Source organism: Geodermatophilus maliterrae (assembly GCF_041018925.1).
In the GTDB taxonomy this organism is placed as follows: domain Bacteria; phylum Actinomycetota; class Actinomycetes; order Mycobacteriales; family Geodermatophilaceae; genus Geodermatophilus; species Geodermatophilus maliterrae.
In genome coordinates this window covers 36828-62298 of record NZ_JBFNXQ010000016.1, presented here as the reverse complement: position 1 = coordinate 62298, position 25471 = coordinate 36828, and the positions used below count along the sequence as shown (strand labels likewise).

At 75.0% G+C, this 25471-nt stretch carries 20 protein-coding genes and 1 tRNA gene; 5 read left to right on the top strand and 16 right to left on the bottom strand.

Annotated elements, in window-relative coordinates; all coding sequences use genetic code 11:
• The 3 genes from ABQ292_RS07620 to ABQ292_RS07610 form a co-directional block, all read left to right on the top strand.
• Positions 1 to 813: SGNH/GDSL hydrolase family protein (locus ABQ292_RS07620; protein WP_369204881.1), on the top strand; the 813-nt coding region annotated here is incomplete at its 5' end.
• 212 nt (positions 814 to 1025) lie between these two features.
• Positions 1026 to 5075 carry a PKD domain-containing protein gene (locus ABQ292_RS07615; RefSeq protein ID WP_369204879.1) on the top strand — a complete coding sequence of 1350 codons (4050 nt, stop codon included), beginning with the start codon at positions 1026 to 1028 and terminating at the stop codon, positions 5073 to 5075.
• A gap of 247 nt (positions 5076 to 5322) precedes the next feature.
• Positions 5323 to 5829 carry a SixA phosphatase family protein gene (locus tag ABQ292_RS07610; protein ID WP_369204877.1) on the top strand — a complete coding sequence of 169 codons (507 nt, stop codon included), beginning with the start codon at positions 5323 to 5325 and terminating at the stop codon, positions 5827 to 5829.
• A gap of 71 nt (positions 5830 to 5900) precedes the next feature.
• On the opposite strand, the gene ABQ292_RS07605 is transcribed toward ABQ292_RS07610, so the two are convergent.
• The 6 genes from ABQ292_RS07605 to ABQ292_RS07580 form a co-directional block, all read right to left on the bottom strand.
• On the bottom strand, positions 5901 to 7343 hold the full coding sequence (locus ABQ292_RS07605) for a sugar transferase (protein WP_369204875.1): 1443 nt from the start codon (positions 7341 to 7343) through the stop codon (positions 5901 to 5903).
• Between the two features lie 225 nt (positions 7344 to 7568).
• The gene (gene pth / locus ABQ292_RS07600; RefSeq protein WP_369204873.1) at positions 7569 to 8132 is read right to left on the bottom strand and encodes an aminoacyl-tRNA hydrolase; all 564 of its coding nucleotides are present in this window, start codon (positions 8130 to 8132) and stop codon (positions 7569 to 7571) included.
• A 92-nt stretch (positions 8133 to 8224) separates the two neighbouring features.
• Positions 8225 to 8929, bottom strand: coding sequence for a 50S ribosomal protein L25/general stress protein Ctc (locus ABQ292_RS07595; protein ID WP_369204871.1), 705 nt, complete (start codon positions 8927 to 8929; stop codon positions 8225 to 8227).
• 204 nt (positions 8930 to 9133) lie between these two features.
• Complete coding sequence (locus ABQ292_RS07590; RefSeq protein ID WP_204692949.1) at positions 9134 to 10114, bottom strand: ribose-phosphate diphosphokinase; 981 nt, start codon at positions 10112 to 10114, stop codon at positions 9134 to 9136.
• 14 nt (positions 10115 to 10128) lie between these two features.
• Positions 10129 to 11637 carry a bifunctional UDP-N-acetylglucosamine diphosphorylase/glucosamine-1-phosphate N-acetyltransferase GlmU gene (gene glmU / locus ABQ292_RS07585; RefSeq protein ID WP_369204869.1) on the bottom strand — a complete coding sequence of 503 codons (1509 nt, stop codon included), beginning with the start codon at positions 11635 to 11637 and terminating at the stop codon, positions 10129 to 10131.
• A gap of 79 nt (positions 11638 to 11716) precedes the next feature.
• Positions 11717 to 11789: transfer RNA gene (locus tag ABQ292_RS07580), tRNA-Gln, on the bottom strand.
• 193 nt (positions 11790 to 11982) lie between these two features.
• Between ABQ292_RS07580 and ABQ292_RS07575 the strand changes: the two genes are divergently transcribed.
• Positions 11983 to 12966 (top strand): acyl-CoA desaturase, encoded by a 984-nt coding sequence (locus ABQ292_RS07575; protein ID WP_369204867.1) that lies wholly within the window; start codon positions 11983 to 11985, stop codon positions 12964 to 12966.
• Positions 12967 to 13070: 104 nt separating this feature from the next.
• Here ABQ292_RS07575 and ABQ292_RS07570 read toward each other — a convergent pair whose 3' ends face one another.
• The 8 genes from ABQ292_RS07570 to ABQ292_RS07535 all read right to left on the bottom strand — a co-directional run bounded on the left by ABQ292_RS07570 (position 13071) and on the right by ABQ292_RS07535 (position 22318).
• Entirely contained in the window at positions 13071 to 14030 is a 960-nt protein-coding gene (locus ABQ292_RS07570) for a 4-(cytidine 5'-diphospho)-2-C-methyl-D-erythritol kinase (protein ID WP_369204865.1), read from the bottom strand.
• Complete coding sequence (gene rsmA, locus ABQ292_RS07565; RefSeq protein ID WP_369204863.1) at positions 14027 to 14923, bottom strand: 16S rRNA (adenine(1518)-N(6)/adenine(1519)-N(6))-dimethyltransferase RsmA; 897 nt, start codon at positions 14921 to 14923, stop codon at positions 14027 to 14029. The genes ABQ292_RS07570 and rsmA overlap by 4 nt, the downstream gene beginning before the upstream one ends.
• Positions 14901 to 16010 carry a resuscitation-promoting factor gene (locus tag ABQ292_RS07560; protein ID WP_369204861.1) on the bottom strand — a complete coding sequence of 370 codons (1110 nt, stop codon included), beginning with the start codon at positions 16008 to 16010 and terminating at the stop codon, positions 14901 to 14903. Before ABQ292_RS07560 ends, rsmA begins: the two co-directional genes overlap by 23 nt.
• Before the next feature lie 359 nt (positions 16011 to 16369).
• Positions 16370 to 17209, bottom strand: coding sequence for a hypothetical protein (locus ABQ292_RS07555; protein ID WP_369204859.1), 840 nt, complete (start codon positions 17207 to 17209; stop codon positions 16370 to 16372).
• 97 nt (positions 17210 to 17306) lie between these two features.
• The gene (locus ABQ292_RS07550) at positions 17307 to 18191 is read right to left on the bottom strand and encodes a TatD family hydrolase (RefSeq protein ID WP_369204857.1); all 885 of its coding nucleotides are present in this window, start codon (positions 18189 to 18191) and stop codon (positions 17307 to 17309) included.
• A 58-nt stretch (positions 18192 to 18249) separates the two neighbouring features.
• A complete protein-coding gene (gene metG / locus ABQ292_RS07545; RefSeq protein ID WP_369204855.1) occupies positions 18250 to 20043 on the bottom strand; it encodes a methionine--tRNA ligase in 1794 nt (597 codons plus the stop codon).
• 46 nt (positions 20044 to 20089) lie between these two features.
• The gene (locus ABQ292_RS07540) at positions 20090 to 20716 is read right to left on the bottom strand and encodes a hypothetical protein (protein ID WP_369204853.1); all 627 of its coding nucleotides are present in this window, start codon (positions 20714 to 20716) and stop codon (positions 20090 to 20092) included.
• 99 nt (positions 20717 to 20815) lie between these two features.
• A complete protein-coding gene (locus tag ABQ292_RS07535; RefSeq protein WP_369204851.1) occupies positions 20816 to 22318 on the bottom strand; it encodes an amino acid permease in 1503 nt (500 codons plus the stop codon).
• Between the two features lie 133 nt (positions 22319 to 22451).
• Here ABQ292_RS07535 and corA point away from each other — a divergent pair, with 133 nt between their 5' ends.
• Positions 22452 to 23546, top strand: a complete 1095-nt coding sequence (gene corA / locus ABQ292_RS07530) for a magnesium/cobalt transporter CorA (protein ID WP_204692938.1) — start codon at positions 22452 to 22454, stop codon at positions 23544 to 23546.
• 81 nt (positions 23547 to 23627) lie between these two features.
• Here corA and ABQ292_RS07525 read toward each other — a convergent pair whose 3' ends face one another.
• Together ABQ292_RS07525 and rsmI are read right to left on the bottom strand one after the other, a co-directional pair.
• Positions 23628 to 24497 carry an endonuclease domain-containing protein gene (locus ABQ292_RS07525; RefSeq protein WP_369204848.1) on the bottom strand — a complete coding sequence of 290 codons (870 nt, stop codon included), beginning with the start codon at positions 24495 to 24497 and terminating at the stop codon, positions 23628 to 23630.
• A gap of 130 nt (positions 24498 to 24627) precedes the next feature.
• Positions 24628 to 25467 (bottom strand): 16S rRNA (cytidine(1402)-2'-O)-methyltransferase, encoded by an 840-nt coding sequence (gene rsmI / locus ABQ292_RS07520; protein ID WP_369204846.1) that lies wholly within the window; start codon positions 25465 to 25467, stop codon positions 24628 to 24630.
• Between the last annotated feature and the right edge of the window lie 4 nt (positions 25468 to 25471).

The following is a 25471-nucleotide window of genomic DNA, read 5'->3' as shown; positions in this document are numbered from 1 at the left end:
CGGCCGGCGGACCGACTGATGCGCGTCCGATCCGCCGCCTCCGCGGGCCGGACCCGGGGCCTGCGGGGCGGGAGGTGGGAGCGGCCGCCGATCTGGGCCCTCGTCGCCATGGCGCTGTGTCTGGCCGGCCTGGTCGCCGTCGGGCCGTCGGCGCTGCGGCAGGACACGATCCCGGCGGCGGGGGCCACGGAGCCCACCGCCGCGGCACCGGCCGCTCCCGCCCGGCCGACGGCCGTCCCGGTGCAGCGGCCGGCCGACCGTCCCCTGCGGGTCCTGTTCATCGGTGACTCGCTGATGTGGGGGTCCTTCGCCAGCGACGAGAGCCTGACCTACCGGGCCCGCGTCACGGCCGGGCTCTCGGCCGGTGGGCCGGTCGAGGTCGCCACCGTCGGCGGTCCCGGCTGGAGCGCGGCCGAGGCCACGGAGGACCTGCCCGAGGTGAGCGGACCGTTCGACCTGGTCCTCGTCGAGGTCGGCGCCAACGACTCGGTCGCCCTCTCGGCGGCCCAGTTCGGCACGGACTACGCAGCGCTGCTCGACGGCGTCCGCGCGCTGGCCCCCGACGCCGCACTGGTGTGCGACGGCGTGTGGAACGGCCCGGAGCTGGCGACGGCCCTCGACCGCGAGCTGCGACCGGTCTGCGCCGAGCACCGCGGTGTCGTGGTCCCCCTGAGCCAGCTCTACGTCGACGAGACGCTGCGCGGGCCCGAGGGCTCCCCCGTCCCCGGCGGAGGGGTCCGGGACCAGTTCCACCCCAACGACGCGGGCCACGCCGCGATCGCCGAGGCGATGCTGGCGGTCCTCGACCTCTGAGCGGCCGGCTCACCACGGCCGTGGAGGTGACTCTCCGTCAGGTCGACGGGAAGGCCGGCGACCGCGAGGCCGCTTCCCGAGCAGGTGTCACCTCTCGGGGGGACGCGTTCCTCACCATCGGTCACCTAGCGTCTGAACGAGGTCAGCCGAGCCGCGGGACGTCGTCCGGAGCGTCGCGCACGGGTCAGCGCAACAACGGGGGAGCAACACTCGTGCGTGCCACGCGCAGCTTCGTCCTGGTCGTCCTCGCCGCCCTCCTGGCGGTCGGCGGCCTGGTCGTCGGTCCCGACCGGGCCGCCGCGGCGACGGGCGACGTCGGGTACCCGGGGCCGTCCTACGCCGGGGCCTCCTACGTGCCCACGTCCGACAAGCCGCAGAGCAAGCTCTGGTTCGCGCAGGGCTCGTGGTGGGCGAACATGTTCGACACGGGCTCCAAGACCTGGCACGTCTTCCGGCTGGACCGGTCGACCCAGCAGTGGGTCGACACCGGCGTGCCGATCGACGACCGGCCGAACACGCTGGCCGACGTGCTGTGGGACGGCACGCACCTGTACGTCGCGTCGCACGTGGTGAGCCTCTCCAGCGACGCGAGCGCCACCCCCTCCCTGCCCGACAGCCCGGCGCGGCTCTACCGGTACAGCTGGTCGGCCGACCGCGGGTACACGCTCGACGCCGGCTTCCCCGTTCCCATCACCCAGCACTCGAGCGAGTCCCTGACCATCGACAAGGACTCCACCGGCACCCTCTGGGCCACCTGGACACAGGTCAGCGCGGCCCCCGGCGGTGGCTACACGAGCGCGGTGTACGTCAACTCGACCACCGGTGGCGACATCAGCTGGGGGACGCCGTTCGTCGTCCCGGTGGCCGGGTCGGCCGTGTCGCAGGACGACATCTCCAGCGTGGTGGCCTTCGGCCGCAACCGGATCGGGCTGCTGTGGAGCAACCAGCTCGACGGCACCGTGTACTGGGCGGTCCACGACGACGGCACCTCCCGCACCTCCTGGCGGAGCAGCCCGGCCGTGCGCGGGAACAGGCAGGCCGACGACCACCTGAACATCAAGGCGGTGCAGGCCGACACCTCCGGGCGGGTGTTCGCGGTGGTCAAGACCAGCTTCGACGGCGACCCGGCGGCCGCGCCCACAGACCCGCAGATCCGGCTGCTGAGCTTCAAGCCGGGCACCGGGGCGTGGTCGGCGACGACCGTGGGCACGCTGGCCGACTGCCACACCCGGCCGCTGCTGATCCTGGACGAGCAGCACCAGACCGTCCACGTCCTGGCCACGGCGCCGACCAGCGGCGGGTGCCCCTTCGCCGGCGCTCCCGGCACCATCTACGACAAGACCGCGCCGATGGCCGACCCGGTCTTCGCCGCCGGGCGCGGCACCCCGGTGATCCGCGACGTCGCCTCGGCCAACATGAACGACGTCACCGGCACCAAGCAGAGCGTCACCGCGGCCAGCGGGATCGTCGTCCTGGCCAGCCAGAAGGCCACCCAGCGCTACTGGCACGCCGACCTCGCCGCCACGCCGGCGGCACCGGTGGCCCCCGTCGCGTCGTTCACGACCTCCACGACGTCCGGGCGGGCCCCGCTGCCGGTGCAGTTCACCGACACCTCGACCGGCACCCCGACCTCCTGGGCGTGGGACCTCGGCGACGGCACCACCGCCACGACCCGGAACCCGGCGCACACCTACGCCGCCCCGGGCACGTACACCGTCACCCTCGTCGCCACCAACGCGACCGGGTCGAGCACCCCGGCCACCGCCACCGTCACGGTGACCGCCGCGCCCACCGCGAGCGGCGTCGTCACGGCGGGCGCGTCGACCACCGCGGCCGGGACGACGGCCGGCACGGAGGTGGCCATCCCCCTGCCCGAGGGCGTGACCGCCGGGACCGTGCTGGTCGCCCAGGTCACCGCGGACGGCGCGCCCACCATGGCCACCGTCCCCAGCGGCTGGACGGCTCTCCTGACCCGGCCGCTGGCCCTCGGCAGCGGCGCCCGGCTGTTCGCCTACTACCGCGTCGTCGGTGACCCGGCCACCGAACCGGCCACCGCGACCTGGACGCTGTCCGCGGCCCAGCGGTGGGGCGCGGGCATGACCGCGTTCGCCGGCGCCGACCCCACCACCCCCTTCGACACCCCGCTGAGCACCGCCGTCGACACCACCTACGCGGCCACCCGGCTCACCGTGCCCGGCCTCACCACCGTCACCGACGGCGCCCTGCTCGTCGGCGGGATCGGCCTGGACAACCTCACGGCCGGGGTGACCGCGCCCAGCGCGTGGACCGAGGCCTGGGAGAGCACGGGGGGCCAGGTGTCGGAGATGGCCTCCCGCCAGACCGCCACGGCCGGCCCGACCGGGGACCTCACCTGGACCCTGAGCCGGGCGACGGCCGCGGGCGGCTGGGTCCGCGCGCTGCGCCCGAGGCCCGCACCTCCGACGGCGTCCTTCACCACCTCGGTGACCGAGGGGCAGGCGCCGCTGGCGGTGCAGTTCACCGACACCTCGACCGGCAGCCCCACCTCCTGGGCCTGGGACCTCGGGGACGGGACCACCGCGACCACCCGGGACGTGGCGCACACCTACACCTCGCCGGGCACCTACACGGTCAGCCTGACCGCCACCAACGCCCTCGGCGACAGTGCCCCGGCCACCGCGACGGTGACCGTGACGGCGCCTCCGCCGCCGCGGCCCGCGGGCATCTCGGTCGGCGCGTCGACGACCGCGGTCGGCATGTCCGCCGGGACCGCGGTGACGGTGCCGCGTCCTGCGCGCGTCGCCGCCGGTGACGTGCTCGTCGCCCAGGTGACCGCGAACGGGGCTCCGTCCATGGCGACCGTCCCGACCGGGTGGACGCCGGTGCTGACGGCGCCGGTCGCGGTGCACAGCGGAGCCCGCGTGTTCGCGTACTCGCACGTCGTGGCCGACCCGGCCGGTGAGCCGGCGTCCTGGACGTGGCAGCTCTCGGCGGCGCAGAAGTGGAACGCCGGGATGACCGCGTTCAGCGGGGTGGACACCGCCACCCCGTTCGACTCCCCGGCGAGCACCGCCGTCCAGACCGGGTACACCGCGGCCGGCCTCACCGTGCCGGGCGTGACCACGACGACGGCCGGTGCGCTGCTCGTCGGCGGGATCGGGCTGGACAGCTCGGCGACCGCGGTGACCCCGCCGACCGGGATGACCGAGGCCTGGGAGAGCTCCGGGGCCCAGGTCGCCGAGCTGGCGCACCGCAGCCTGCCGCAGGCCGGCGCGACCGGGTCGGCGACCTGGACCCTCGGCAAGGGCACCTCCTCCGGCGGCTGGCTGCGCGCGCTGCGGCCGGCGTCCGGACCCACGGCACCGCCGCCGGGTCCGGCCGCCCCGACGGCGTCCTTCACCACCTCGGTGACCGGTGGGCAGGCGCCGCTGGCGGTGCAGTTCACCGACACCTCGACCGGCAGCCCCACCTCCTGGTCGTGGGACCTCGGCGACGGCACGACCGCCACCAGCCAGAACCCGGCGCACACGTTCACCTCGCCGGGCACCTACACGGTGACCCTCACCGCCGCCAACGCCGCCGGGGCCGGCACCCCGGCCACCACGACCATCACGGTCACGGACACAGCGCCGCCGCCCCCGGCCGGTGGAGCGGTGACGGCCGGGCCCTCCGGGACGGCGGTGTCACTCACCGCGGTGCCGGACGTGACGGTGCCCCGGCCTGCCGGGGTCGCCGACGGCGACGTCCTGATCGCGCAGATCACCACGGACAACGCCCCGTCGATCGGCAGCGCTCCGGCCGGGTGGACGCCGGTGCTCTCGGCGCCGGTCTCGATCGGCGGCGGCGCCCGGGTTTTCGTCTACTCGCACGTGGTGACCAGCGCGGCCGCTGAGCCGGCCTCCTACACCTGGCAGCTGTCGGCCGCCCAGAAGTGGGGCGCCGTCGTGGGCAGCTTCCGCGGGGTCAACCGGGCCACGCCCCTCGACACCGCGCCGGTCACCGCGGTCGACCGCACCTTCGCCGCGAGCAGCCTGACCCTCCCCGGGGTCACCACCGTCACGCCGGGTGCCCTGCTGGTCGGGGGCATCGGCCTGGACAGCTCGGCGGCCGGCATCGAGCCGCCGTCCGGCTGGACCGAGATCGGTGAGAGCAGTGGGGCCCAGGCCGCCGAACTGGCCTCCCGCGCGACGACCACCGCGGGGCCCAGCGGCAGCGCCACCTGGCACCTGCCGAAGGCGACCGCCGTCGGTGGGTGGCTGGTGGCCCTGCGACCGGCCGCCTGACCGGCACAGCGCCGCCGGACGCTCCTCCGGCCGGACCCGGACCGACGTCGCCGGGTGGGCACGGTGCCCACCCGGCGACCTCGTGCTCCTGGACGGACTCCTGGGCCTCCCGGAGGACGACCGGCCGGCGCAGCCGACCCACCGGAGCCCCTCCACGACGACGTCCACGGCCCTCCGGCCACCCGGTCGCCGTGCCCCGCCGCCGGCCCGGGGGGTGAGCCGCACGCCGCGGTGCCAGACTCAGCCGGTGCCGCCGCGCCGACTCGTGCTCATCCGCCATGCCCAGGCCGCCGCCGGCCCGGTCGACGCGGAGCGGCCGTTGACCGAGCGGGGCGCACGGCAGGCCGCGGCGATCGGGTCCTGGCTGGCGCAGTCCGGGCTGGCACCCGACCGGGTGCTCCTCTCCCCCGCCCGTCGGGCGGTGCAGACCTGGGAGCAGGCGGGTGCGGCGCTGGGGCCGGGTCTGCACCCGATCGTCGACGAGCGGATCTGGGACAACACCGTCGAGGCCCTGCTCACGGCCGTCCGGGAGACCCCCGAGGACGTGCGGACCCTGGCCGTCGTCGGCCACAACCCGTCGGTCGGGGAGCTCGCGCGCGTCCTCGACGACGGTCGGGGCGACCGCGCGGCCCGGGGGGACCTCGATGCCGGGTTCCCGGCCGGCGGTGTGGCGGTGTTCCTCCTCGCCACACCCCTCGCCGGGGTCCAGCCGGGTGCAGCGACGCTGAGCGACGTCACGGTCCCCGCCGGCTGAGCACCGGGCCCACGTCCGACGGGACCCGACCGGCCCCCCTCCGCCCGGTGCGGCGCGGGGTCCTCGATCGCTCAGTAGGCCCCGGAGCGGCTGAGGACGGCGCGTGCGGTCTTCACGAGGATCAGCAGGTCCAGGGCGAGCGACCAGTTCTCCACGTAGCGGAGGTCCAGGCGCACGGCTTCCTCCCACGGCAGGTCGCTGCGCCCGGACACCTGCCAGAGGCCGGTCAGACCCGGCTTGACCAGCAGCCTGCGGTGCACCGAGGTGTCGTAGCGGGCGACCTCGGCGGGCAGCGGCGGCCGCGGCCCGACCAGCGACATGCTCCCGCCCAGGACGTTGAGCAGCTGGGGCAGTTCGTCCAGCGAGAGCCGGCGCAGCAGCCGGCCGACCGGGGTGACCCGCGGGTCGGCCCGCATCTTGAACAGCAGCCCGTCGGAGATGTTCTGCGTCCGCAGCGCGTCGACCTGGCGGTCGGCGTCGACGACCATGCTGCGGAACTTGTACATCGTGAACGACCGGCCGTTCACGCCGACCCGCTCCTGGCGGTAGAGCACCGGCCCCGGGCTGGTCAGCTTGACGGCGGCGGCGATGGCCAGGAGCACCGGGGCGACGAGGACGATCGCCAGCGCGGCGACGGCGCGGTCCAGGCCGCCCTTGACCACCCGCTGCCACCCCTCGAAGCGTGGCTGCTCGACCGAGAGCAGCGGCAGCCCCTCGAACGGCCGGATGTGCAGGCGCGGACCGGCCACCTCGATGAGCCCGGGAGCCACCAGCAGCTCGATGCCGGTCCCCTCGAGCTGCCACGACAGGCGGCGCAGGTACTGCGCGGCCGTCTCGCTGGCCGAGGTGACCGCGATGGTGTCGGCACCCGTGCGGTCGGCGAGGGCGACGACCTCGTCGAGCGCGCCGACGGGGACGCCGGAGGTCGCGGCCACCCGGTCGCGGTCGTCGGGGGTGACGCAGGCGGCGACGACGTCCAGACCCGCCGACCTCTGCCGGCGCAACCGGTCCACCAGCTCGAGGACGGCGGTGCCCCGCCCGACGACGACCACCCGCTTGGAGCAGCGCCCCTGGGCGCGCAGCCGGTGCAGGGCGCACCGGGCGGCGTAGCGGCCGACCAGGGTGACCACGGTGAGCGCCGGGACGGCGACGACGACCAGCGCCCGGCTGAGGTGGAGGTCGGCGGCGTAGGACAGCAGAGCCGCGGTGGCGAGGAACAGGAACCCCGACCGGCCGACCGCGCGGTACTCCTCGCTGCCGGTGCCGAACACCCGCTCGGAGTGGGCGCCGTGGGCGTGCAGCAGCAGCGGCCACACGACGACGAGGGCGGCCGCTGCCCAGGACAGCAGGGTGGTGGCTCCGGCCTCCGGCCGGGTGACCAGGACCGCCGCACCCGCCACCGCCGCGGCCGCGGCCTCGAACACGGTCAGCACGAGGGAGTAGCGGCCGGCCCACTCCTGCGCCGGCCGGGCCCGCGGTGGGGTGACCGCCTCCCTCGCCGGTGTGCCGGACACGGTCCCGAGCCGGACCGTGGAGTGATCGAGCAGCACCGTTCCCCCTGGACGCGCATGGCTGTCTGTGACCGAGGACGCGTGCGCCGGGGAGGCCACGGAGGTGGATCCCCGACGAGCGACGCTCGGTGTCCTGGCCACGATCACAAGGCGTTCCGGGCGGGTCAACACGGAGAGTGACCGATCACCCGATCGGGACGCCCGATCACCCGACCGTGACGAGAGGGGTCAGCCGCGCGGGTGGACGACGCTCTGCGCCGCCTCGAGACCGCGCGCGAGGAGCTCCTCGGTGGCGTCGGCGGCCTCGACGACGAGCAGGTCGAGCTCCTTGCGCTCGGCCGCGGAGAAGTCCTTGAGGACGAAGTCGGCCGGGTCCTGGCGGCCGGGCGGGCGGCCGATGCCGACCCGCACGCGCAGGTAGTCCCTCGTGCCGGTGGACCGGCTGATCGAGCGCAGGCCGTTGTGCCCGCCCTCACCGCCCCCGCGCTTGAGGCGGACGGCGGCGAAGGGGATGTCGAGCTCGTCGTGCACGACGACGAGGTCGGCGACCGGCAGCTTGTGGTAGTCGAGCAGTCCCCGCACGGGTCCGCCGGACTCGTTCATGTACGTCGTCGGCCGGGCGAGGACGACCCGGCGGCCGGCCAGCCGGCCCTCCGCGGAGAGCGCACGGGCGCGGGCGCCCTTGCCCGCGGTGAGCTTCCCGCCCATCCGGGCGGCGAGCTCGTCGAGGACCATCGCGCCGACGTTGTGCCGGTTGCCGGCGTAGCCGGGGCCCGGGTTGCCCAGCCCCACGACGAGGAAGGGCCCCTCGGAGGGAGGGAACGCCGCAGGGGCGCCGGCCGTGCCGGCGCCCCTGCGGGTCGTGCTCTCGGTCAGCGGGGACCTCAGCTGTTCTGGGTGGACTCGATCGACTCGCCGCTGCCCTGATCCTGCGGCTCGGGGACGACGTCGCCCTCGCCGGTGCCCTCCTCGGCGGGCGCGGACTCCTCGCGCTCGATGCCGGCCTCGGCCTCGGCCTCGGCGAGCTCGGCCTCGAGGGCCTCGGCGGTCGGGGCGCCCAGGAAGCCGATGACCAGCGCCTCCGGGTCGGTGATCAGCGTGGCTCCCCGCGGCAGGACGAGGTCGCCGGCGGTGATGTTCTGGCCGGCGGTGCGGCCGGTCACGTCCACCTCGATCGCCTCGGGCAGGGCGGTGGCGTCGGCCTCGATCGAGACGGTGTTGAGCTGGTGGTTGGTGATCGCGTCCACGCCCGGCTCGCCGACGACGACCAGCGGCACCTCGACGGTCGTCTTCTCGCCGCGGCGCACCGCCAGCAGGTCGACGTGCTCGTGGGTGCGGGTGAGCGGGTCGCGCTGCACCGCCTTGGTGAGGGCCAGGTGCTCGGTGCCGTCGAGGACGACGGTGACCAGGGCGTTGGTGCCGCCGTTGCGGAGGACCGCGGCGAACTCCAGGGCCGGCAGGGACAGGTGGACGACGTCCTGGCCGTGCCCGTACAGGACGGCGGGGATGCGGCCCGCGCGGCGGGTCCGGCGGGCGCTGCCCTTGCCGAACTCGGTGCGGGGCTCGGCGACGAGGCGGTAGTCAGCCACGGTGGTGTGCTCCTCGGGGGGGTGGATCTGGCGTCGGTGGCCGGCACACGGCGCGGCACGCCCTCGAGGGCACACGCACGTCGATCACGGAGTACGGACGGACCGTCTCCCTCGCCGGGCTCTGGTGAGGATACGCGCTCGGCTGCGGGGGACCCGCAGCGGTCCGTCCGGGCGGGGTCCGGAGGAGCCCGGGAGGGCGACCCGTTACGAGGCGCCGCCGAAGAGGCTCGTGACCGAGCCGTCCTCGAAGACCTCCTTGATCGCCCGGGCCAGCAGCGGGGCGATGGACAGGACGGTCAGCTTGTCGAACTGGCGGGCCGGCTCGATGGGCAGCGTGTTGGTCACGATGACGTCGCTGATGCGGCTGTTCTTCAGGCGGTCGACCGCCGCCCCGGACAGGACGCCGTGGGTCGCGCAGACGATGACGTCGGCGGCGCCGGCCTCGAACAGCGTCTCCGCGGCCTTCACGATGGTGCCGCCGGTGTCGATCATGTCGTCGACGAGGATGCAGACGCGGCCCTCGACCTCACCGACGACGCGGTTGGCGACCACCTCGTTGGGCCGCATGGGGTCGCGGGTCTTGTGGATGAAGGCCAGCGGGACGCCGCCGAGCTTGTCGCTCCACCGCTCGGAGACGCGCACCCGCCCGGAGTCCGGGGAGACGACGGTGATGTCGCGGTCGCCCCAGTGCGCCTTGACGTGGTCGACCAGCAGGTCGAGGGCGAAGAGGTGGTCGACCGGTCCGTCGAAGAAGCCCTGGATCTGCGCGGTGTGCAGGTCGACGGTCATGAGCCGGTCGGCGCCGGCGGTCTTGAACATGTCGGCGACCAGCCGGGCGGAGATGGGCTCGCGGCCGCGGTGCTTCTTGTCCTGGCGGGCGTAGGGGAAGAACGGCGCGACGACGGTGATCCGCTTGGCCGAGGCCCGCTTGGCGGCGTCGACCATGAGCAGCTGCTCCATGAGCCAGGTGTTGATCGGCGCGGTGTGGCTCTGGACGATGAAGGCGTCGCAGCCGCGCACCGACTCCTCGAAGCGCACGAACAGCTCGCCGTTGGCGAACTCGTAGGACGCGGTGGGGGTCGGCGTCACACCGAGGTGGCCGGCGATCTCGTCGGCCAGCTCCGGGAAGGCCCGGCCGGAGAAGAGCATCAGGCTCTTGCTGGTGGTCTGCCGGATCGCGCTCATCGGCTCTGCTGCCCCTACTGCTCGTGGTCCACGTCGGGCGCTGCCGGCCGGTCCGCTCCCTCGGTCACGGGCCCGGGGCCGGCCGCACCCTCGGCCGGTCGCGTCGCCGCTGCAGCGGCCTGTGCGGCGGCGGTGCCCGGCCGGCGGCGGCCCACCCAGCCTGCCACATTGCGCTGCGGGGCCCTCGCCACACCCATGGCCCCCGGCGGGACGTCCTGGGTGATCACCGAGCCGGCCGCGGTGTAGGCGCCGTCCCCCACGGTGACCGGCGCGACGAGCATCGTGTCCGAGCCGATCCGCACGTGGTCGCCGATCGTCGTGTGGTGCTTGGCCACCCCGTCGTAGTTGACGAACACCGTGGCCGCCCCGACGTTCGCGCCCCGACCGATGGTCGCGTCGCCGACGTAGGAGAGGTGGGGCACCTTCGAGCCCTCGCCGACGCGGACGTTCTTCGTCTCGACGAAGGCGCCCACCTTGGCGCCGCGGGCGAGGTCGCTGCCCGGCCGCAGGTAGCTGAACGGGCCGACCACGGCGCGCGGGCCGACGACCGCGCCGAGGACGTGGGAGCGCACCACGCTGGCGCCCTCCCCCACCGTGGTGTCCACCAGGGTCGTGTCGGGCCCGACGACGGCGCCGGTGGCGACGGTCGTCCTCCCGCGGAGCTGGACCCCGGGCTCGAGCAGCGCGTCGGGCTCGACGGTGACGGTGACGTCGACCCACGTTGTCGCCGGGTCGACGACGGTGACGCCGGAGCGCATGAGCTCGTCGAGCACGCGGTCGTTGAGCGTGCGGCGGCGCGCGGCGAGCTCGCGGCGGTCGTTGCAGCCCAGGACGTCGTCGGGGTCCACGGCGCGGACGGCGGCGACCGGCGCCCCGCCCTCGGCCAGCGGGGCGAGCGCGTCGGTGAGGTACTGCTCCCCCTGGGCGTTGTCCGTGGCGAGCCCGGCGAGGACGCGGCGCAGCGTCGCCGCGTTGGCCACGTACACACCGGCGTTGACCTCGCGGATCGCCCGCTGCTCGTCGGTGGCGTCCCGCTCCTCGACGATGGCCAGCAGGTCGCCGTCGGTACCGCGGACGATCCGCCCGAGCCCCGTCGGGTCGTCGACCTCGGCGGTGAGGACGGTGAAGACGCTGCCCGCGGCACGGTGGCCGTCGACGAGCGTGGCCAGGGTGCCGGTCGTCAGCAGCGGGGCGTCGCCGTTGACGACCAGGACCGGGCCCTCGAGGTCGGGGACGGCGGCCAGCGCGACGGCGGCGGCGTGGCCGGAGCCGCGCTGCTCCTCCTGCACGACCGGCCGGGCGGCGGGAGCCACCGCGGCGAGGTGCTCCGCGACCGCCTCGCGGCCGGCGCCGACCACCACGAGCGTCGTGCCGGCGCCCAGCGGCGCGGCCGCCGCGAGCACGTGCCCGAGCATGCTGCGCCCGCCCATCTCGTGCAGGACCTTGGGCGTGGTCGAGCGCATCCGGGTCCCCTGCCCGGCGGCGAGGACGACGACGGCGGCGACTGCCTGCTGCGGGCTCACGGAACTCCTCCGACGGTGGGCGGGACCGCCGGAGGGCGACCCGGCGCCTCGGCACGGGCAGCGCGTGACCTCGACGCTGCTGGGGGACTCGGACTCGAACCGAGACTTCCCGGCTCCAAAGGCCGGCGGGCTGCCGATTACCCCATCCCCCACCGCGGCGCCGTCCCGGGCGGCGCCACGCGGACGAGCCTAGGGCGCCCGTGGCGGCGGGGCACGGAGCGGGGCGGGCCGGCGCGACCCCGGGCCTCGGACGGCGAGGTCACGGCCGGTGACGTAGGTTACGGCGTCGTAGCCACCGGCCGTCGCGCCGGAGCGTCCTCGCAACGGACGACCCCTGGAGGCCATGTGTCCGCTCCTTCCCTCACCCGGCCCGCGGCCTTCCGCCCCGCTGATCCCGACCGGGGCCTGCCGCCCAACGCACTGGGGAAGGAGAAGGGGCACCTCGAGCAGCTGACGCTCTACGTCTTCGTCGTCGTGCCCTTCCTGGCGCTGGCCGCCGTCGTGCCGGCGGTGTGGGGCTGGGGACTGTCCTGGCTCGACGTCGGCCTGTTCGTCGCCTTCTACTTCGTGCCGCTGCTCGGGGTCACCGTGGGTTACCACCGGTACTTCACGCACGGGTCGTTCAAGGCGACGCGCCCACTGCGGATCGCCCTGGCGATCGTCGGCTGCATGGCGGTCCAGGGCCCGGTCGTCCAGTGGGTCGCCGACCACCGCCGTCACCACGCCTTCTCCGACCGCGACGGTGACCCGCACTCGCCGTGGCGCTACGGCGACGACACCCGCGCGCTCCTCAAGGGCATGTTCCACGCCCACCTCGGCTGGCTGTTCGACCGGCGGCAGACCAACGCCGCCCGGTACGCCCCCGACCTGCTCAAGGACCGCGGGCTGCGCATCACCAGCCGGCTGTTCATCGTGTGGGCCTTCCTCAGCCTGGCCCTGCCGGCGGCCGTCGGCGGCCTGGTCACGGGCAGCTGGGCCGGCGCCTGGACGGCGTTCTTCTGGGCCGGGCTGGTGCGCACGGCGCTGCTGCACCACGTGACCTGGTCCATCAACTCGATCTGCCACGTCGTGGGCAGCCGGCCCTTCGCCTCGCGGGACCGGGCCACGAACTTCTGGCCGCTGGCGATCCTCAGCGGCGGCGAGTCCTGGCACAACCTGCACCACGCCGACCCGACCTGCGCCCGCCACGGCGTGCTGCGCGGGCAGATCGACATCAGCGCCCGGGTGATCTGGGTGTTCGAGAAGCTCGGCTGGGCGCACTCGGTGAAGTGGCCCGACCCGATCCGCCTGGCCGCCAAGCGGCGCGAGCCCGCCACCGCGGCCGCCTGACGCCCCGTCCCGGGTCCTGCGCCGAGCCTGCGCAGGACCCGGCGAGCGGCCTCGTCCCGGGTCCCGGCTGAGCCTGCGAGCGGTGGGGGCAGGGGGTCCTTCGTTCAGCCGACCAGCCGCGCCCCGGGCACCGGGCCGTGCACGACGCGGACGGTCCGGAAGACGCCCTCCCCCGCCAGGACGGCGGCCAGCCGGACGGCGGCGTCCTCGTCCTCGGCCAGCGCGGCCACGGTCGGCCCCGAGCCGCTGACCAGCGCCCCCACCGCGCCCGCGTCGTTGGCACTGCGCAGCGCGCGGCGCAGTGCCGGCCGCAGCGAGATCGCCGGCGCCTGCAGGTCGTTGGTCAGCGCGGCCGCCAGGGCGTCGGCCGGGCCGCTGCGCAGTGCGGCGAGGACCGCCTCGGGTGAGGGCGACTCCGCACCCTCGGGCAGCCGCCCCGCGGCACGCAGCCGGTCCAGTTCCGCGTAGACCGCCGGCGTGGACAACCCGCCCTCGGCGATGCCGAGCACCCAGTGCCACTGCCGCCGGGCCAGGACCGGGGCGAGCTGCTCCCCCCGGCCACTGCCCAGCGCGACGCCGCCGGCCAGGCTGAAGGGCACGTCGCTGCCGAGCTCCGCGGCCAGCGCGGTGAGGTCGCCGCGGGTGGCGTGGGTGCCCCAGAGTGCGTCGAGGGCGACGAGGGTGGCCGCGGCGTCCGCGCTGCCCCCGGCCAGCCCCGCCGCGGCCGGGATGGCCTTGTCGACGGCGATGGCGGCCCCGGCGGGCACGCCGGCGTGCTCGGCGAGCAGCTCGGCGGCCCGCCACACGAGGTTGCGCCGGTCCGTGGGCACCGGGTCGGGTCCACCGGCGCCCTCCCCGGTCACGGTGACCGACAGGCCCTCGCCGCGGCGCACGGTGACCGTGTCGAGCAGCGAGACGGCCAGGTAGACCGTCTGCAGCACGTGGAACCCGTCGGACCGCAGCGGCCCGACGGCCAGCGAGACGTTGACCTTGGCGGGCGCGTGCGCGGTGACCGCGCCGTCCCCGCGGGTGTGCCCGGGCCCGCCCGGCGAGGACCAGCTCACGGCGCGACCGGGTCGGTCGCCGCCAGGCGGGCGAAGTCGGTCACCGACAGCTGCTCCCCGCGGGTGGCGGGGTCGATGCCGGCCGCCCGCAGCCGCGCCTCGGCCGCGGCGGCGCTCCCGGCCCACCGGGCGAGCGCGGCCCGCAGGCCCTTGCGGCGGGTGGCGAAGGCGGCGTCGACGACGGCGAAGGTGGCGGCCCGGTCGCCGGGCGGGGGCGGACGGCGGTCGAGGGCGACCAGCCCGGAGTCGACGTTGGGCTCGGGCCAGAAGACGCGCCGCCCGACGTTGCCCGCCCGGCGCACCTCGCCGTACCAGGCGGCCTTGACCGACGGCACGCCGTAGGCGGAGCCGCCCGGCGGGGCGGCCAGCCGCTCGGCGACCTCGGCCTGGACGAGGACCAGCGCGCGCCGCAGCGAGGGCAGCAACTCGAGCAGGTGCAACAGGACGGGCACCGCCACGTTGTACGGCAGGTTGGCCACGAGCGCCGTCGGAGGGTCCCCGGGCAGCTCCGTCACCCGCAGTGCGTCGGCCTCGACCACGGTGAGCCGGCCGGCCAGGTCGGGCCGCCGCTCGGCCACGGTCCGCGGCAGCCGGGCGGCCAGCCGCGGGTCGATCTCGACGGCGGTCACGGCGGCGGCCGCGGGCAGCAGGCCCAGGGTCAGCGAGCCGAGGCCCGGGCCCACCTCCAGGACGACGTCGTCGGGCCGCAGCCCGGCGGTGCGCACGATCCTCCGGATGGTGTTGGCGTCGTGCAGGAAGTTCTGCCCGAGCGTCTTGGTGGGACGCAGCTCGAGCTGCTGGGCCAGGTCGCGGATGGCGGCCGGGCCCAGCAGCCCGTCGGTCTGCTCGGGGGTGCTCAGCGGCGTGCGATCAGGTGAACAGCCGGGGGCCACAGTGGGGCCACTGGCCGGCGCCGGAGCGCTGGTAGAGGAGCTGGGCGCGGTGGGTCTGCTCGTCCGCCGACGCCGCGGCCGGGCTGCCGGAGCCGCCGACGGACCGCCAGGTGCCCTGCGAGAACTGGTAGAGGCCGAAGTAGAGCCCGTTGCCGCTGACCGCGGTGGCACGACCGCCGGACTCGCACTGGGCCAGCGCGGCCCAGTTGAGGCCGTCGGCGGACGGGCTGTTGCCGCCCGACGACGCCGCGACCGGGCGCTCCTCGGTGCCGACGCTGACCAGCTCGTCGACCGGCTCCCGGGTGACGATGGTGCCCACCTGCTCGCGAGCGGTCTGCACGCCGTCGACGACGGTGATCCGGAAGGTGGTGGCCTGCTCGCCCTCCACGCCCTCCCGGGTGACCGTCTCCTCGCCCTCGAAGGCCTCGGGGTCCTCGGTCTCGACGATCTCGTAGTCCAGCGGGCTGGTCTCGACGACCTCGCTGACCTGCACCCGGGAGACCTGCAGCCGCATGCCGGCCAGCAGCGGCTGGGCCGGGTAGAGGCTGGTGCGGTCGGTCGGGCCGAGGCTGACGCCCTGCTCGGCGAGGAGGTCGGCGGCGGTGGCGGCGGTCGTGGTGACCACGCGCGAGGTGCCGTCGACGACGAGCACGACGTCCTTGGGGGTGGAGATCGACAGCGCCATCCCGTCGAGCGGGAGCCGCTCGCTGCGGCTGGCCGAGAGCACCAGGCCCTCCGCCCGGTAGCCGAGCTGCTCGAGCGCCTCGTCGACCGAGAGCGCGGTCACGTAGACCTCCCTGGCGACGCCGTCGACGGTGAGCTGCAGCGGCCGGGCGCGGTTGAGGACGACCGTGTCGCCGTCGCCGACCTCGGCGTCGAGATCGGGGAGGACGACGTCGTGGGCCTGCGCCTCCAGCCCCTCCTCGTCCAGCACCTCACCGACCGTGTCAGCGTAGGTGCTCACCTCGCGGACCTGCCCGTCGATCGTCAGGGTCAGCGACTTCTGCGCGGCGAACCAGGCGAGGGAGCCGCCCACCAGTCCGGTCAGGACCAGGGCGGAGAGGACGAGCTTCAGCGTTCGGGACACGGCACTTCCACGAGGTCAGGGGTGCCGGGTGCGAGGCGATCACAGGGCGCGCGGCAGCCGACCACGAGGGGGGACCCCAGGGCCGTCGGACGCCGCCCGGATCGGTCCCCCATCCCGGCTGTCGGTCACGACACGATAACGAGCGCGGTGCGTCTAGCAACGGTGCACGCAGAGTGAACCAGTCAGGCGACACGTCGCTTCGGCACCACGCCGACACGCTGAGTGACCAACGCGCCGCGTGAGGCGGTTGTGACAGCTGGGCTCGGTGAGGTCAGGCCGTGATCGAGGTCAGGCCGTGATCGAGGTCATTGGGGGACGACCACCCGATCGGGGGACGGGAGCTGGTCCCCCATCCCCGGTCAGCCGGTGAGAGCGCGCTCGTCCGCCCGCACCGGGCGCAGCCAGGTCAGCAGGAAGCACGCGACGGCCAGACCGGCGGCCAGGCTCGCGAAGCCACCGGCGACCAGGGCGACCGGGAGCAGGTCGACGTTGTCGGTCACCCGGTCGCCGAGGTCGATCCCGGCGACGAGCAGGAGCGTGCCCAGCGGCAGCAGGGCCAGGACGCTGGCCGCGGCGGTGACCAGGTGGGCCGACCAGGTGCGCAGCGCCTCGTCGACGGGCACGTCGGCGCCCTCGGCCGGCAGCGGCCGGGTGAGCGCGCGCAGGAGGGCGGCCTCGGCCAGCAGCCAGACCGCCAGGGGGACGGCGAGGGCGACCACCCCGACGGTGTCGGGCAGGTCGCCGCGCTGCCACATCACCGCGGCGACGACGACCTCCGCGACGACGACGACGCGCATGGTCCACAGCAGCCAGGGCGAGATCTGCTCGCTGCGCCGGGGACGGCGGGCGGGGTCGGAGAGCCGCCAGCGTGGCCGCGGCCGGGTGGCCTCGGCCAGCGCCACGCCGGTGAGCAGCCCGATCACCAGGGCCGGCAGCCAGAGGAACACCGACGCCTCGCCGAACATCCACACGCTCGCCGCGATGCCGACGACGCCGAGCAGCAGGCCGCCCCGGCGCACCCGCCGGCCGTGCTGCGCCTGCCGCTGCAGCGTGGCGACACCTTCCCGGGTCGGGGTGGCGAACTCGACCCCGGCCGACGCGACGGCACGGCGGCCGGCCGCCAGCGCCCACGCCCGGGCGAGGAGCACACCGGGCACGAGGACGGCGATGAAGAGAACCACGGCGATGAGGCGTCCCACGGGGACCAGTGTGCCCCGCCTCCGGGCTCACCGGTTGACCCCGCTGCAGGGGCCCGCCCCGAGCTCGCGAGGGGTGGCGAGCAGAGGGGTCCGTCCCCTACCGCCACGGACCGAAGACCCGCTCGGCGGTGGCGGTGAGGGCGTCGCAGAGCCGGCCGAGCTCGACGCCGGTGACCTCGGCCAGCGCCCGCACGGTGTGCGGCACCAGCCGCGAGGCGTTGGGCCGGCCGCGGTACGGCACGGGAGTGAGGAACGGCGAGTCGGTCTCGACGAGCAGCTGGTCGACCGGGGTCAGGGCGGCGGCCTCGCGCAGGTCGCCGGCGTTGCCGAACGTCAGCGTGCCGGCGAAGGACAGCACGTGGCCGCGCTCGACGCAGGCCCTCGCGAAGGCGGCGTCGCCGGAGAAGCAGTGGAGGACGGTGTGCTCGGGCGCGCCCTCGTCGTCGAGCACGCGGAGGACCTCCCCGTGGGCGTCGCGGTCGTGGATGACCAGCGCGACGCCGTGCTGCTTGGCGATCCGGACGTGCGCGCGGAACGACGCCTCCTGCGCCGCCCAGCCCTCGGGGCCGGTGCGGAAGCGGTCGAGCCCGGTCTCCCCCACCGCCCGCACCCACGGCAGCGCGGCGAGCCGGTCGATCTCGGCCAGCGCGTCGTCGCCTGCCCCGCCGGCGCCGGCCTCGTTCGGGTGGATCGCCACCGCGGCCAGCACGTTCGGGTGCCGCGCGGCCAGGTCGGCCGACCACCGCGACGAGGCGACGTCGACCCCGACCTGCACCAGCCGGGTCACGCCGACGGCGGCCGCGGCCTCGATCTCGGCGTCCACCCGTTCCTCGCCGGCCCACTCGCCGTGCCCGCCGGCCGGCCGCTCGCCCAGGACGATGTCGAGGTGGGTGTGGCTGTCGACCGCCGGCGCCGGCAGCGGCTCCGGGGACGGCGGCGGCTCGCCCCGCCGGTTGGCGCGGGACGCGGCCGACCGACTCATGTGCGCACTTCCGCGGAACTGCGCGGTGCAGATCCGCGGAAGTGCACGGACGCGGTGCTCACTCGTCTCCCTCGAGCCGGCGCAGCTCGTCGGCGACGATCGACTCGTCGAGCTTCTTGAACACCGGGGTGGGCGGCGCCAGCGGCGTGCCCGACGGCAGCGGCCGGGAGGCCCACACCGCCTGCGCGTCCCCGTAGTCACCGGTGATGACCGGGTACGGCGAGCCGTCGTCGAGGTCGGTGACCTCCTCGATCCGCGGCACCGGCGACCACGTGCCGGTGCCCCCGAGCAGCTCGTGCACCTTCTGCGCCGAGTGCGGGAGGAAGGGGGTGAGCAGCGCGTTGCAGTCGCTCACCGCCTGCAGCGCGGTGTGCAGGACGGTGTCGCGGCGGGCCGGGTCCTCCTTGAGCTTCCACGGCGCCTGGTCGGACAGGTACTTGTTCGCCTCGCCGACCACCCGCATCGCCTCCGTCGCCGCGGCCTTCTGCCGGTTGCGGGCCAGCAGCTCGCCGATCGGCCCGAAGGCACCCTGCGTGGCCGACAGCAGCGCGCGGTCGGCGTCGGTCAGCTCCCCCGGCGTCGGGACGGCGCCGACGTTCTTCGCGGCCATCGACACCGTGCGGTTGACCAGGTTGCCCCAGCCGGCGACCAGCTCGTCGTTGTTGCGGCGCAGGAACTCGGCCCAGGTGAAGTCGGTGTCCTGGCTCTCCGGGCCGGCCGCGGCGATGAAGTAGCGCAGCGCGTCGGCGTCGTAGCGGGCGAGGAAGTCGCGCACGTAGATGACGACCTGGCGGGACGAGGAGAACTTGCGCCCCTCCATGGTGAGGAACTCGCTGGAGACGACCTCGGTGGGCAGGTTGAGCCGGCCCAGCGAGCCCGGCGTCCCGCCCTTGTCGCCCTCGCCGTCGTAGCCGAGCAGCTGGGCGGGCCAGATCTCGGCGTGGAAGACGATGTTGTCCTTGCCCATGAAGTAGTAGGCGTCGGAGTCCGGCGTCTGCCACCACTGGCGCCACGCGTCGTCGTCCCCGGAGCGGCGGGCCCACTCGATGGACGCCGAGAGGTAGCCGACGACGGCGTCGAACCACACGTAGATGCGCTTGTCGGGGCGGTCGCGCCACCCGTCGAGCGGCACGGCCACGCCCCAGTCGATGTCGCGGGTGTAGCTGCGCGGCTTGAGGTCGGTGAGCAGGTTCTTGGCGAAGTTGAGGACGTTGGGCCGCCAGCCGCGCCGCGAGTCCAGCCAGTCGCCCAGCGAGCGGGTGAAGGCCGGCAGGTCGAGGAAGTAGTGCTCCTCCTCGACGAACCTCGGCGTCTCGCCGTTGATCCGGCTCCGCGGGTTGATCAGGTCGACCGGGTCGAGCTGGTTGCCGCAGTTGTCGCACTGGTCGCCGCGGGCGCCGTCGTAGCCGCAGATCGGGCAGGTGCCCTCGATGTAGCGGTCGGGCAGGGTGCGCCCGGTCGAGGGGCTGATCGCGCCCAGCGTGGTCTTCGGGAAGACGTAGCCGTTCTTGAGCAGGCCCAGGAAGATCTCCTGGCTGATCGCCGCGTGGTTGGCCGTCGTCGTCCGGGTGAACAGGTCGTAGGACAGCCCGAGCGACTGCAGGTCGTCGACGATCACCCGGTTGTTCCGGTCGGCGATCTCCCGCGGGCTGACGCCCTCGGCGTCGGCGGCGACGGTGATCGGCGTCCCGTGCTCGTCGGTGCCGCTGACCATGAGCACCCGGTCACCGGCCATCCGGTGGTAGCGGCTGAAGACGTCGGAGGGGACGCCGAAGCCGGAGACGTGGCCGATGTGCCGCGGGCCGTTGGCGTAGGGCCAGGCCACGGCGGTCAGGATGTGCCGATCACTCACGCGGACGAGCGTAGTGAGCGGCCCGCGGCGCGCTCCGCGCCGTCCGTCAGCCGCCGGAGACGGCGGCGGGCGCGGCCGGGGGTTCCCCGCTCACCGGGGTGGTGACGGCGAGGGTGCACAGGGCCAGGCCGATGACCGCCACGGTGGCCAGCCGCACCCGCGGGTGGGTCACCTCCGGGGGCGCCTCGTGCCGCGGTCGCGCGACGGCGGCCCAGGCGAGGGCCGACGGCGCGGAGGCCAGCAGCAGCTTGCCGACCGGGACGGCGAGGGCCAGCAGCGCCAGCGCCGGCAGCGGCACCGCGGCGGGCAGGCCGTCGAGCACCGGGGTGAGCAGGGCGAGCACGAGCAGCCCGGCCACCAGGACCACCTCGGCGCACGCGACGCCGGCCGCCAGCCGGCGCCCGGGTCCCTCCAGGACCCCCAGCGCGGCGGCCCCGCAGGCCACGATCCAGCCGGCCAGCCCGCCGAGGACGGCGACGACGACGGGGCCCGACGGCCGCGAGGCGGCGGTGAGCAGCCCGTCGAGCCCGGTGAGCCCGACGGCGAGCAGGGCCAGTGACTGCAGCCCGCAGACCGCGGCCAGCAGGAGGACGGTGACCGGCCACCGGCGCGGGTGGCCGGCCGCGGCGGCGGGACGGGTCGGGAGGGGGGCGTCGAGGACGCTGGTCGCCACGGGTCTGCTCCTGGCCGGGGACGTCGGTCACCGGTCAGGTCGTCGCGTGCGGGCGGGCTCCGGAGGTGCGCCGGAGCCCGCCTCACCCGTCCGAGGGGGTCAGCGGCGGGCGATGTTGTCGGCGGCCGACATCCGCTGCCCCGTGGCCATCCGGCTGTGGCCGCGGCTGTAGGCGAAGTACATGCCGATGCCGAGCAGCATCCAGATGCCGAACCGCAGCCAGGTGTCGGTGGGCAGGTTGGACATGAGCCACAGCGAGGCGAGCGCCGAGACGATCGGCAGGACCGGCACCCACGGGACCCGGAAGGAACGGTGCAGGTCGGGACGGGTGCGCCGCAGCACCCAGACGCCGATCGACACGAGGAAGAAGGCGAAGAGCGTGCCGATGTTCACCAGCTCCGCGAGTGCGGTGAGCGGGACGAACCCGGCGAGCAGCGCGACCACGACCCCGGTGGCGATCGTGATGCGGTACGGGGTGCCGTACCGGGGGTGGACCCTCGCCAGTCCGGGTGGCAGCAGGTGGTCGCGGCTCATCGCGAACAGCACCCGGGACTGCCCGAGCATCAGGATCATCACCACGGAGGTGAGCCCGGCCAGCGCGCCCAGCGAGATGATGCTCGAGAAGACCGGCATCCCGTTGGCGGAGAACGCGCCCGCGAGCGGTGCGGTCGCGCTCAGCTCGGTGTAGTTCTGCATCCCCACGACCACGAGCGAGACCGCCACGTAGAGCACGGTGCAGATCGCCAGCGAGCCGAGGATCCCGCGCGGCATGTCCCGCTTGGGGTCGCGGGTCTCCTCCGCCGCGGTGGCCACGATGTCGAAACCGATGAACGCGAAGAAGACGATCGCTGCGCCGGCGAGCACGCCGCCCCAGCCGAACGTGCCGGGGCTGAAGCCGGTGAGCAGCGAGATCAGGGGCGTGTGCAGCCACCCCTCCTCCCCCGCGGCCGCGGGCTCGGCCGGCGGGACGAACGGTGAGTAGTTGTCGGCGGTGGTGTAGAAGAACCCGACGACGATCACCAGCAGGACCACGGCCAGCTTGATCGCCACGATGATGGTGGTGACGCGCGAGGAGAGCTTGATCCCGAGGATCAGGACGCCGGTCATGATCAGCGTGATCAGGATCGCCGGGATGTTGACCGTCGCCGTCTCGCCCGCGATCGACGTCGGCAGGGGCGTGCCGATGTCGGCGAGCAGCTGGTTGAGGTAGCCCGACCAGCCGACCGCCACCGTGGCTGCGCCCAGGGCCAGCTCCAGGACGAGGTCCCAGCCGATGATCCAGGCGATGAACTCGCCGAAGGTGGCGTAGCTGAACGTGTAGGCCGACCCGGCCACCGGCACCGTCGAGGCGAACTCGGCGTAGCAGATCGCCGCCAGGCCGCAGACCACGCCGGCGATGACGAAGGAGATGGCCACCGCCGGGCCGGCCTGGTCGCGTGCCACCAGGCCGGTGAGCACGAAGATGCCGGTGCCGATGATCACGCCGACGCCGAAGACGGTGAGGTCCAGGCCCGACAGGTTCTTCTTGAGCCGGTGCTCCGGCTCGTCGGTGTCGCGGATCGACTCCTCGACGGACTTGACCCGGCGGGACCCTGCGGTCACGGCGTCCTCCTCGGCGAGCGCGACGCCGGCCTGGACTCGGCCGGCCTCCCCGGCAGCGTGGCACGGTGACCGGTGGCCCGCACGCCTACGCTCCTCTCGCCCGCCTCCCCGGCGGGACGGGAGGAGGCACGCGGTGAGCGATCAGCAGACGGACGGCCCACCCGGGCTGTACCTGCCGGCCCCCCGGCCGCGACCCGCCGGCGCCCCGCGGCCGGCCCGCACGCGGCCCGACGGCGCCGGCGCCGTCGTCGACTGCGCCGTCTACGTCCAGGGCCGCCGCGAGCCACCGGTCGAGCCGGGCCAGGCGCTGGCCGCCGCCGTCGAGCGCGGCGGGTTCGTGTGGCTGGGGTTGTTCGAGCCGACCGAGGCCGAGCTGGGCGCCATCGCCGAGCGCTACGGCCTGCACCCGCTGGCCGTCGAGGACGCCGTGTACGCCCACCAGCGGCCCAAGCTCGAGCGCTACGACGACGACCTGTTCATGGTGCTGAAGACTGCCCGGTACGTGGAGCACGAGCAGCTGACCGCCAACAGCGAGGTGGTCGACACCGGGGAGGTCATGGTCTTCCTCGGCCAGCACCACGTGATCACCGTGCGGCACGGCGACCACAACGACCTGACCGACCTGCGGCACCGGCTGGAGGAGCAGCACGACCTGCTCTGCCACGGGCCGGCCGCGGTGCTCTACGCGGTGGCCGACCTCGTCGTCGACACGTTCGTCGACGTCGCCGAGCAGGTGCAGGACGACGTCGACGAGCTCGAGGCGTCGGTGTTCAGCCCCGACCGCACCGACGACATCGGCCGGCTGTACCAGCTCAAGCGGGAGCTGATGTCGTTGCGGCGGGCGGTCGGGCCGCTGGAGGTGCCGCTGCAGAAGCTCTCGGAGCGGCAGGTCGACGCCGTCCCCGAGGCGATGCGCAGCTACTTCCGCGACGTGCTCGACCACGCCATCCGCGTGCGCGACCAGGTGTCCGGGCTCGACGAGCTGCTGACCTCGATCCTGCAGGCCTCGCTCGCGCGCACGTCGATGGCCGACAACGAGGACATGCGCAAGATCTCGGCCTGGGCCGGCATCATCGCCGTCCCGACCGCGATCGCGGGCATCTACGGGATGAACTTCGAGTTCATGCCCGAGCTGCGCTGGCGCTGGGGCTACCCGATGGTGCTGCTGGTCATCGTCGTCGCCTGTCTCCTGCTGCACCGCGGCTTCAAGCGCAACGGCTGGCTGTAGCGCCGCGACTGTGCGCTCGCGGTGTGTGCACACATCGCGAACCGGTGGCCGTCGGGAGCGCAGTACGTGCACACGACGTGATCACCGCGCGAGCGCCGTCCGGAGCGTGGCCAGGAGCTGGGTGGGGCGGTGGAGATCCGCGGCGGTCACGAAGACGACGCGCCAGCCCGCGGCCTGCAGCCGGTTGAGCCGCTGCCGGTCGCGGGCGAACTGGCCCGGCTCGGCGTGCCAGGCACCGTCGTACTCGACCGCGACGCGGAGCTCGGGCCAGGCGAAGTCGACCCGGGCGATCCCGCGGCCCCCGTACCGGACGGCGTACTGGGCCACCGGTGCCGGCAGCCCGCTGCCGGCCACCAGCAGGCGCAGTCGCGTCTCCTGCGGCGACTCCGCCAGACCGTCCGCCCGGCTGCAGGCCCGCCGGACCCGGGCGGAGGCGGCCCTCGGCGTCGCGACGCGGGCACGGAGTTCCCCGAGGTCGACGACACCCGCAGCGACCATCCGGTCGATCGCCACGACGGCCTCGTCCGGTGTCGACAGTGCTGCCACGCGGACGGTCGCCACCAGGGGGGACACCACCCGCACCCGCTCGCGCACCCGGACGTCGGCCGGATCCAGCTGCAGGCGGCGCACCCGTACGCCGGGGATCCGCCGCGGGTGTGACCCCGGAGGGAGGACGAGTTCGACGTCGTCGCGCTCGTCGGCGAGGTCCACACCCCACAGCACCGCCGCGCTCGGCCCCGAGACGACGGCGCCGGGGAGCACCAGGCGGGCCGCTGCCCGGGCGCGCAGCCGGTGCGAGTCGGGCACCCGGGCGTCGACGTAGACGTCCCGGAAGAGCGCCCGGCACGTCGGACCCCGCAGTTGCGCAGGTGTGAGCAGGCCGCGACGGACGACGTCCGTCCCGCGGAAGACGTGGTCGCGCAGTGAGTCGGGCAGGGGTCTCGTCGGCATGCGCGCAGGCTGATCGCTCGCGCGCACGTCGCCGTCCTCGTCGTCCACATGCGACGCCGTGTGCACGCGTCGCTCCCCGGACGCCCGTACGACCGCGATGTGTGCACACGCCGCGTCCGTCGGGAGCCGGTCAGGTGTCCTTGGTGGCGACGACGGCGTCGTAGACGGTGCGGCGGGGCAGGCCGGTGCGGGCGACGACGGCACGGATGGCGTCCTTGCGGGTGGCGCCCGCGGCCTCCTCGGCGGCGACCTCGGCGGCCAGCGCGGCGGCGTCCATCGTCACCGGCCGCGGCGGCGCCCCCGCGACGACGAGCGTGATCTCGCCCCGCACCCCGTCGGCGGCCCAGGCGGCCAGCTCGGACAGCGGCCCCCGCCGGACCTCCTCGTGGGTCTTGGTCAGCTCCCGGCACACCGCGGCGGCGCGGTCGGGCCCGAGGGCGGCCGCGGCGTCCCTCAGCGCGTCGGCCAGCCGGTGCGGCGACTCGAAGAAGACCATCGTGCGGCGCTCGTCGGCCAGCTCGGCCAGCCGCGACCGCCGCTCCCCGCCCTTGCGCGGCAGGAACCCCTCGAAGCAGAAGCGGTCCACCGGCAGTCCCGAGACCGCCAGCGCCGTGGTCACCGCCGAGGGGCCGGGCACCGAGGTGACGTCGACGCCGGCCTCGATCGCCGCGCGCACGAGCGTGTAGCCGGGGTCGGAGACCGACGGCATGCCGGCGTCGGTGAGCAGCAGGACGGTCGCGCCGTCGGCCAGCGCGGCCAGCAGTCCGGGCAGCCGCGCCCGCTCCACCGACTCGTGGAAGGTGACCACCCGCCCGGTGAACGTGACCTCGAGGTCGGTGGCCAGCCGGTGCAGCCGGCGGGTGTCCTCGACGGCGAGCACGTCGGCCTCGGCCATCACCCGGCGCAGCCGCGGGCCGACGTCGCCGGGCTGGCCGAGCGGTGCGCCGCCGAGCACGAGCCGTCCCGTCACGCCC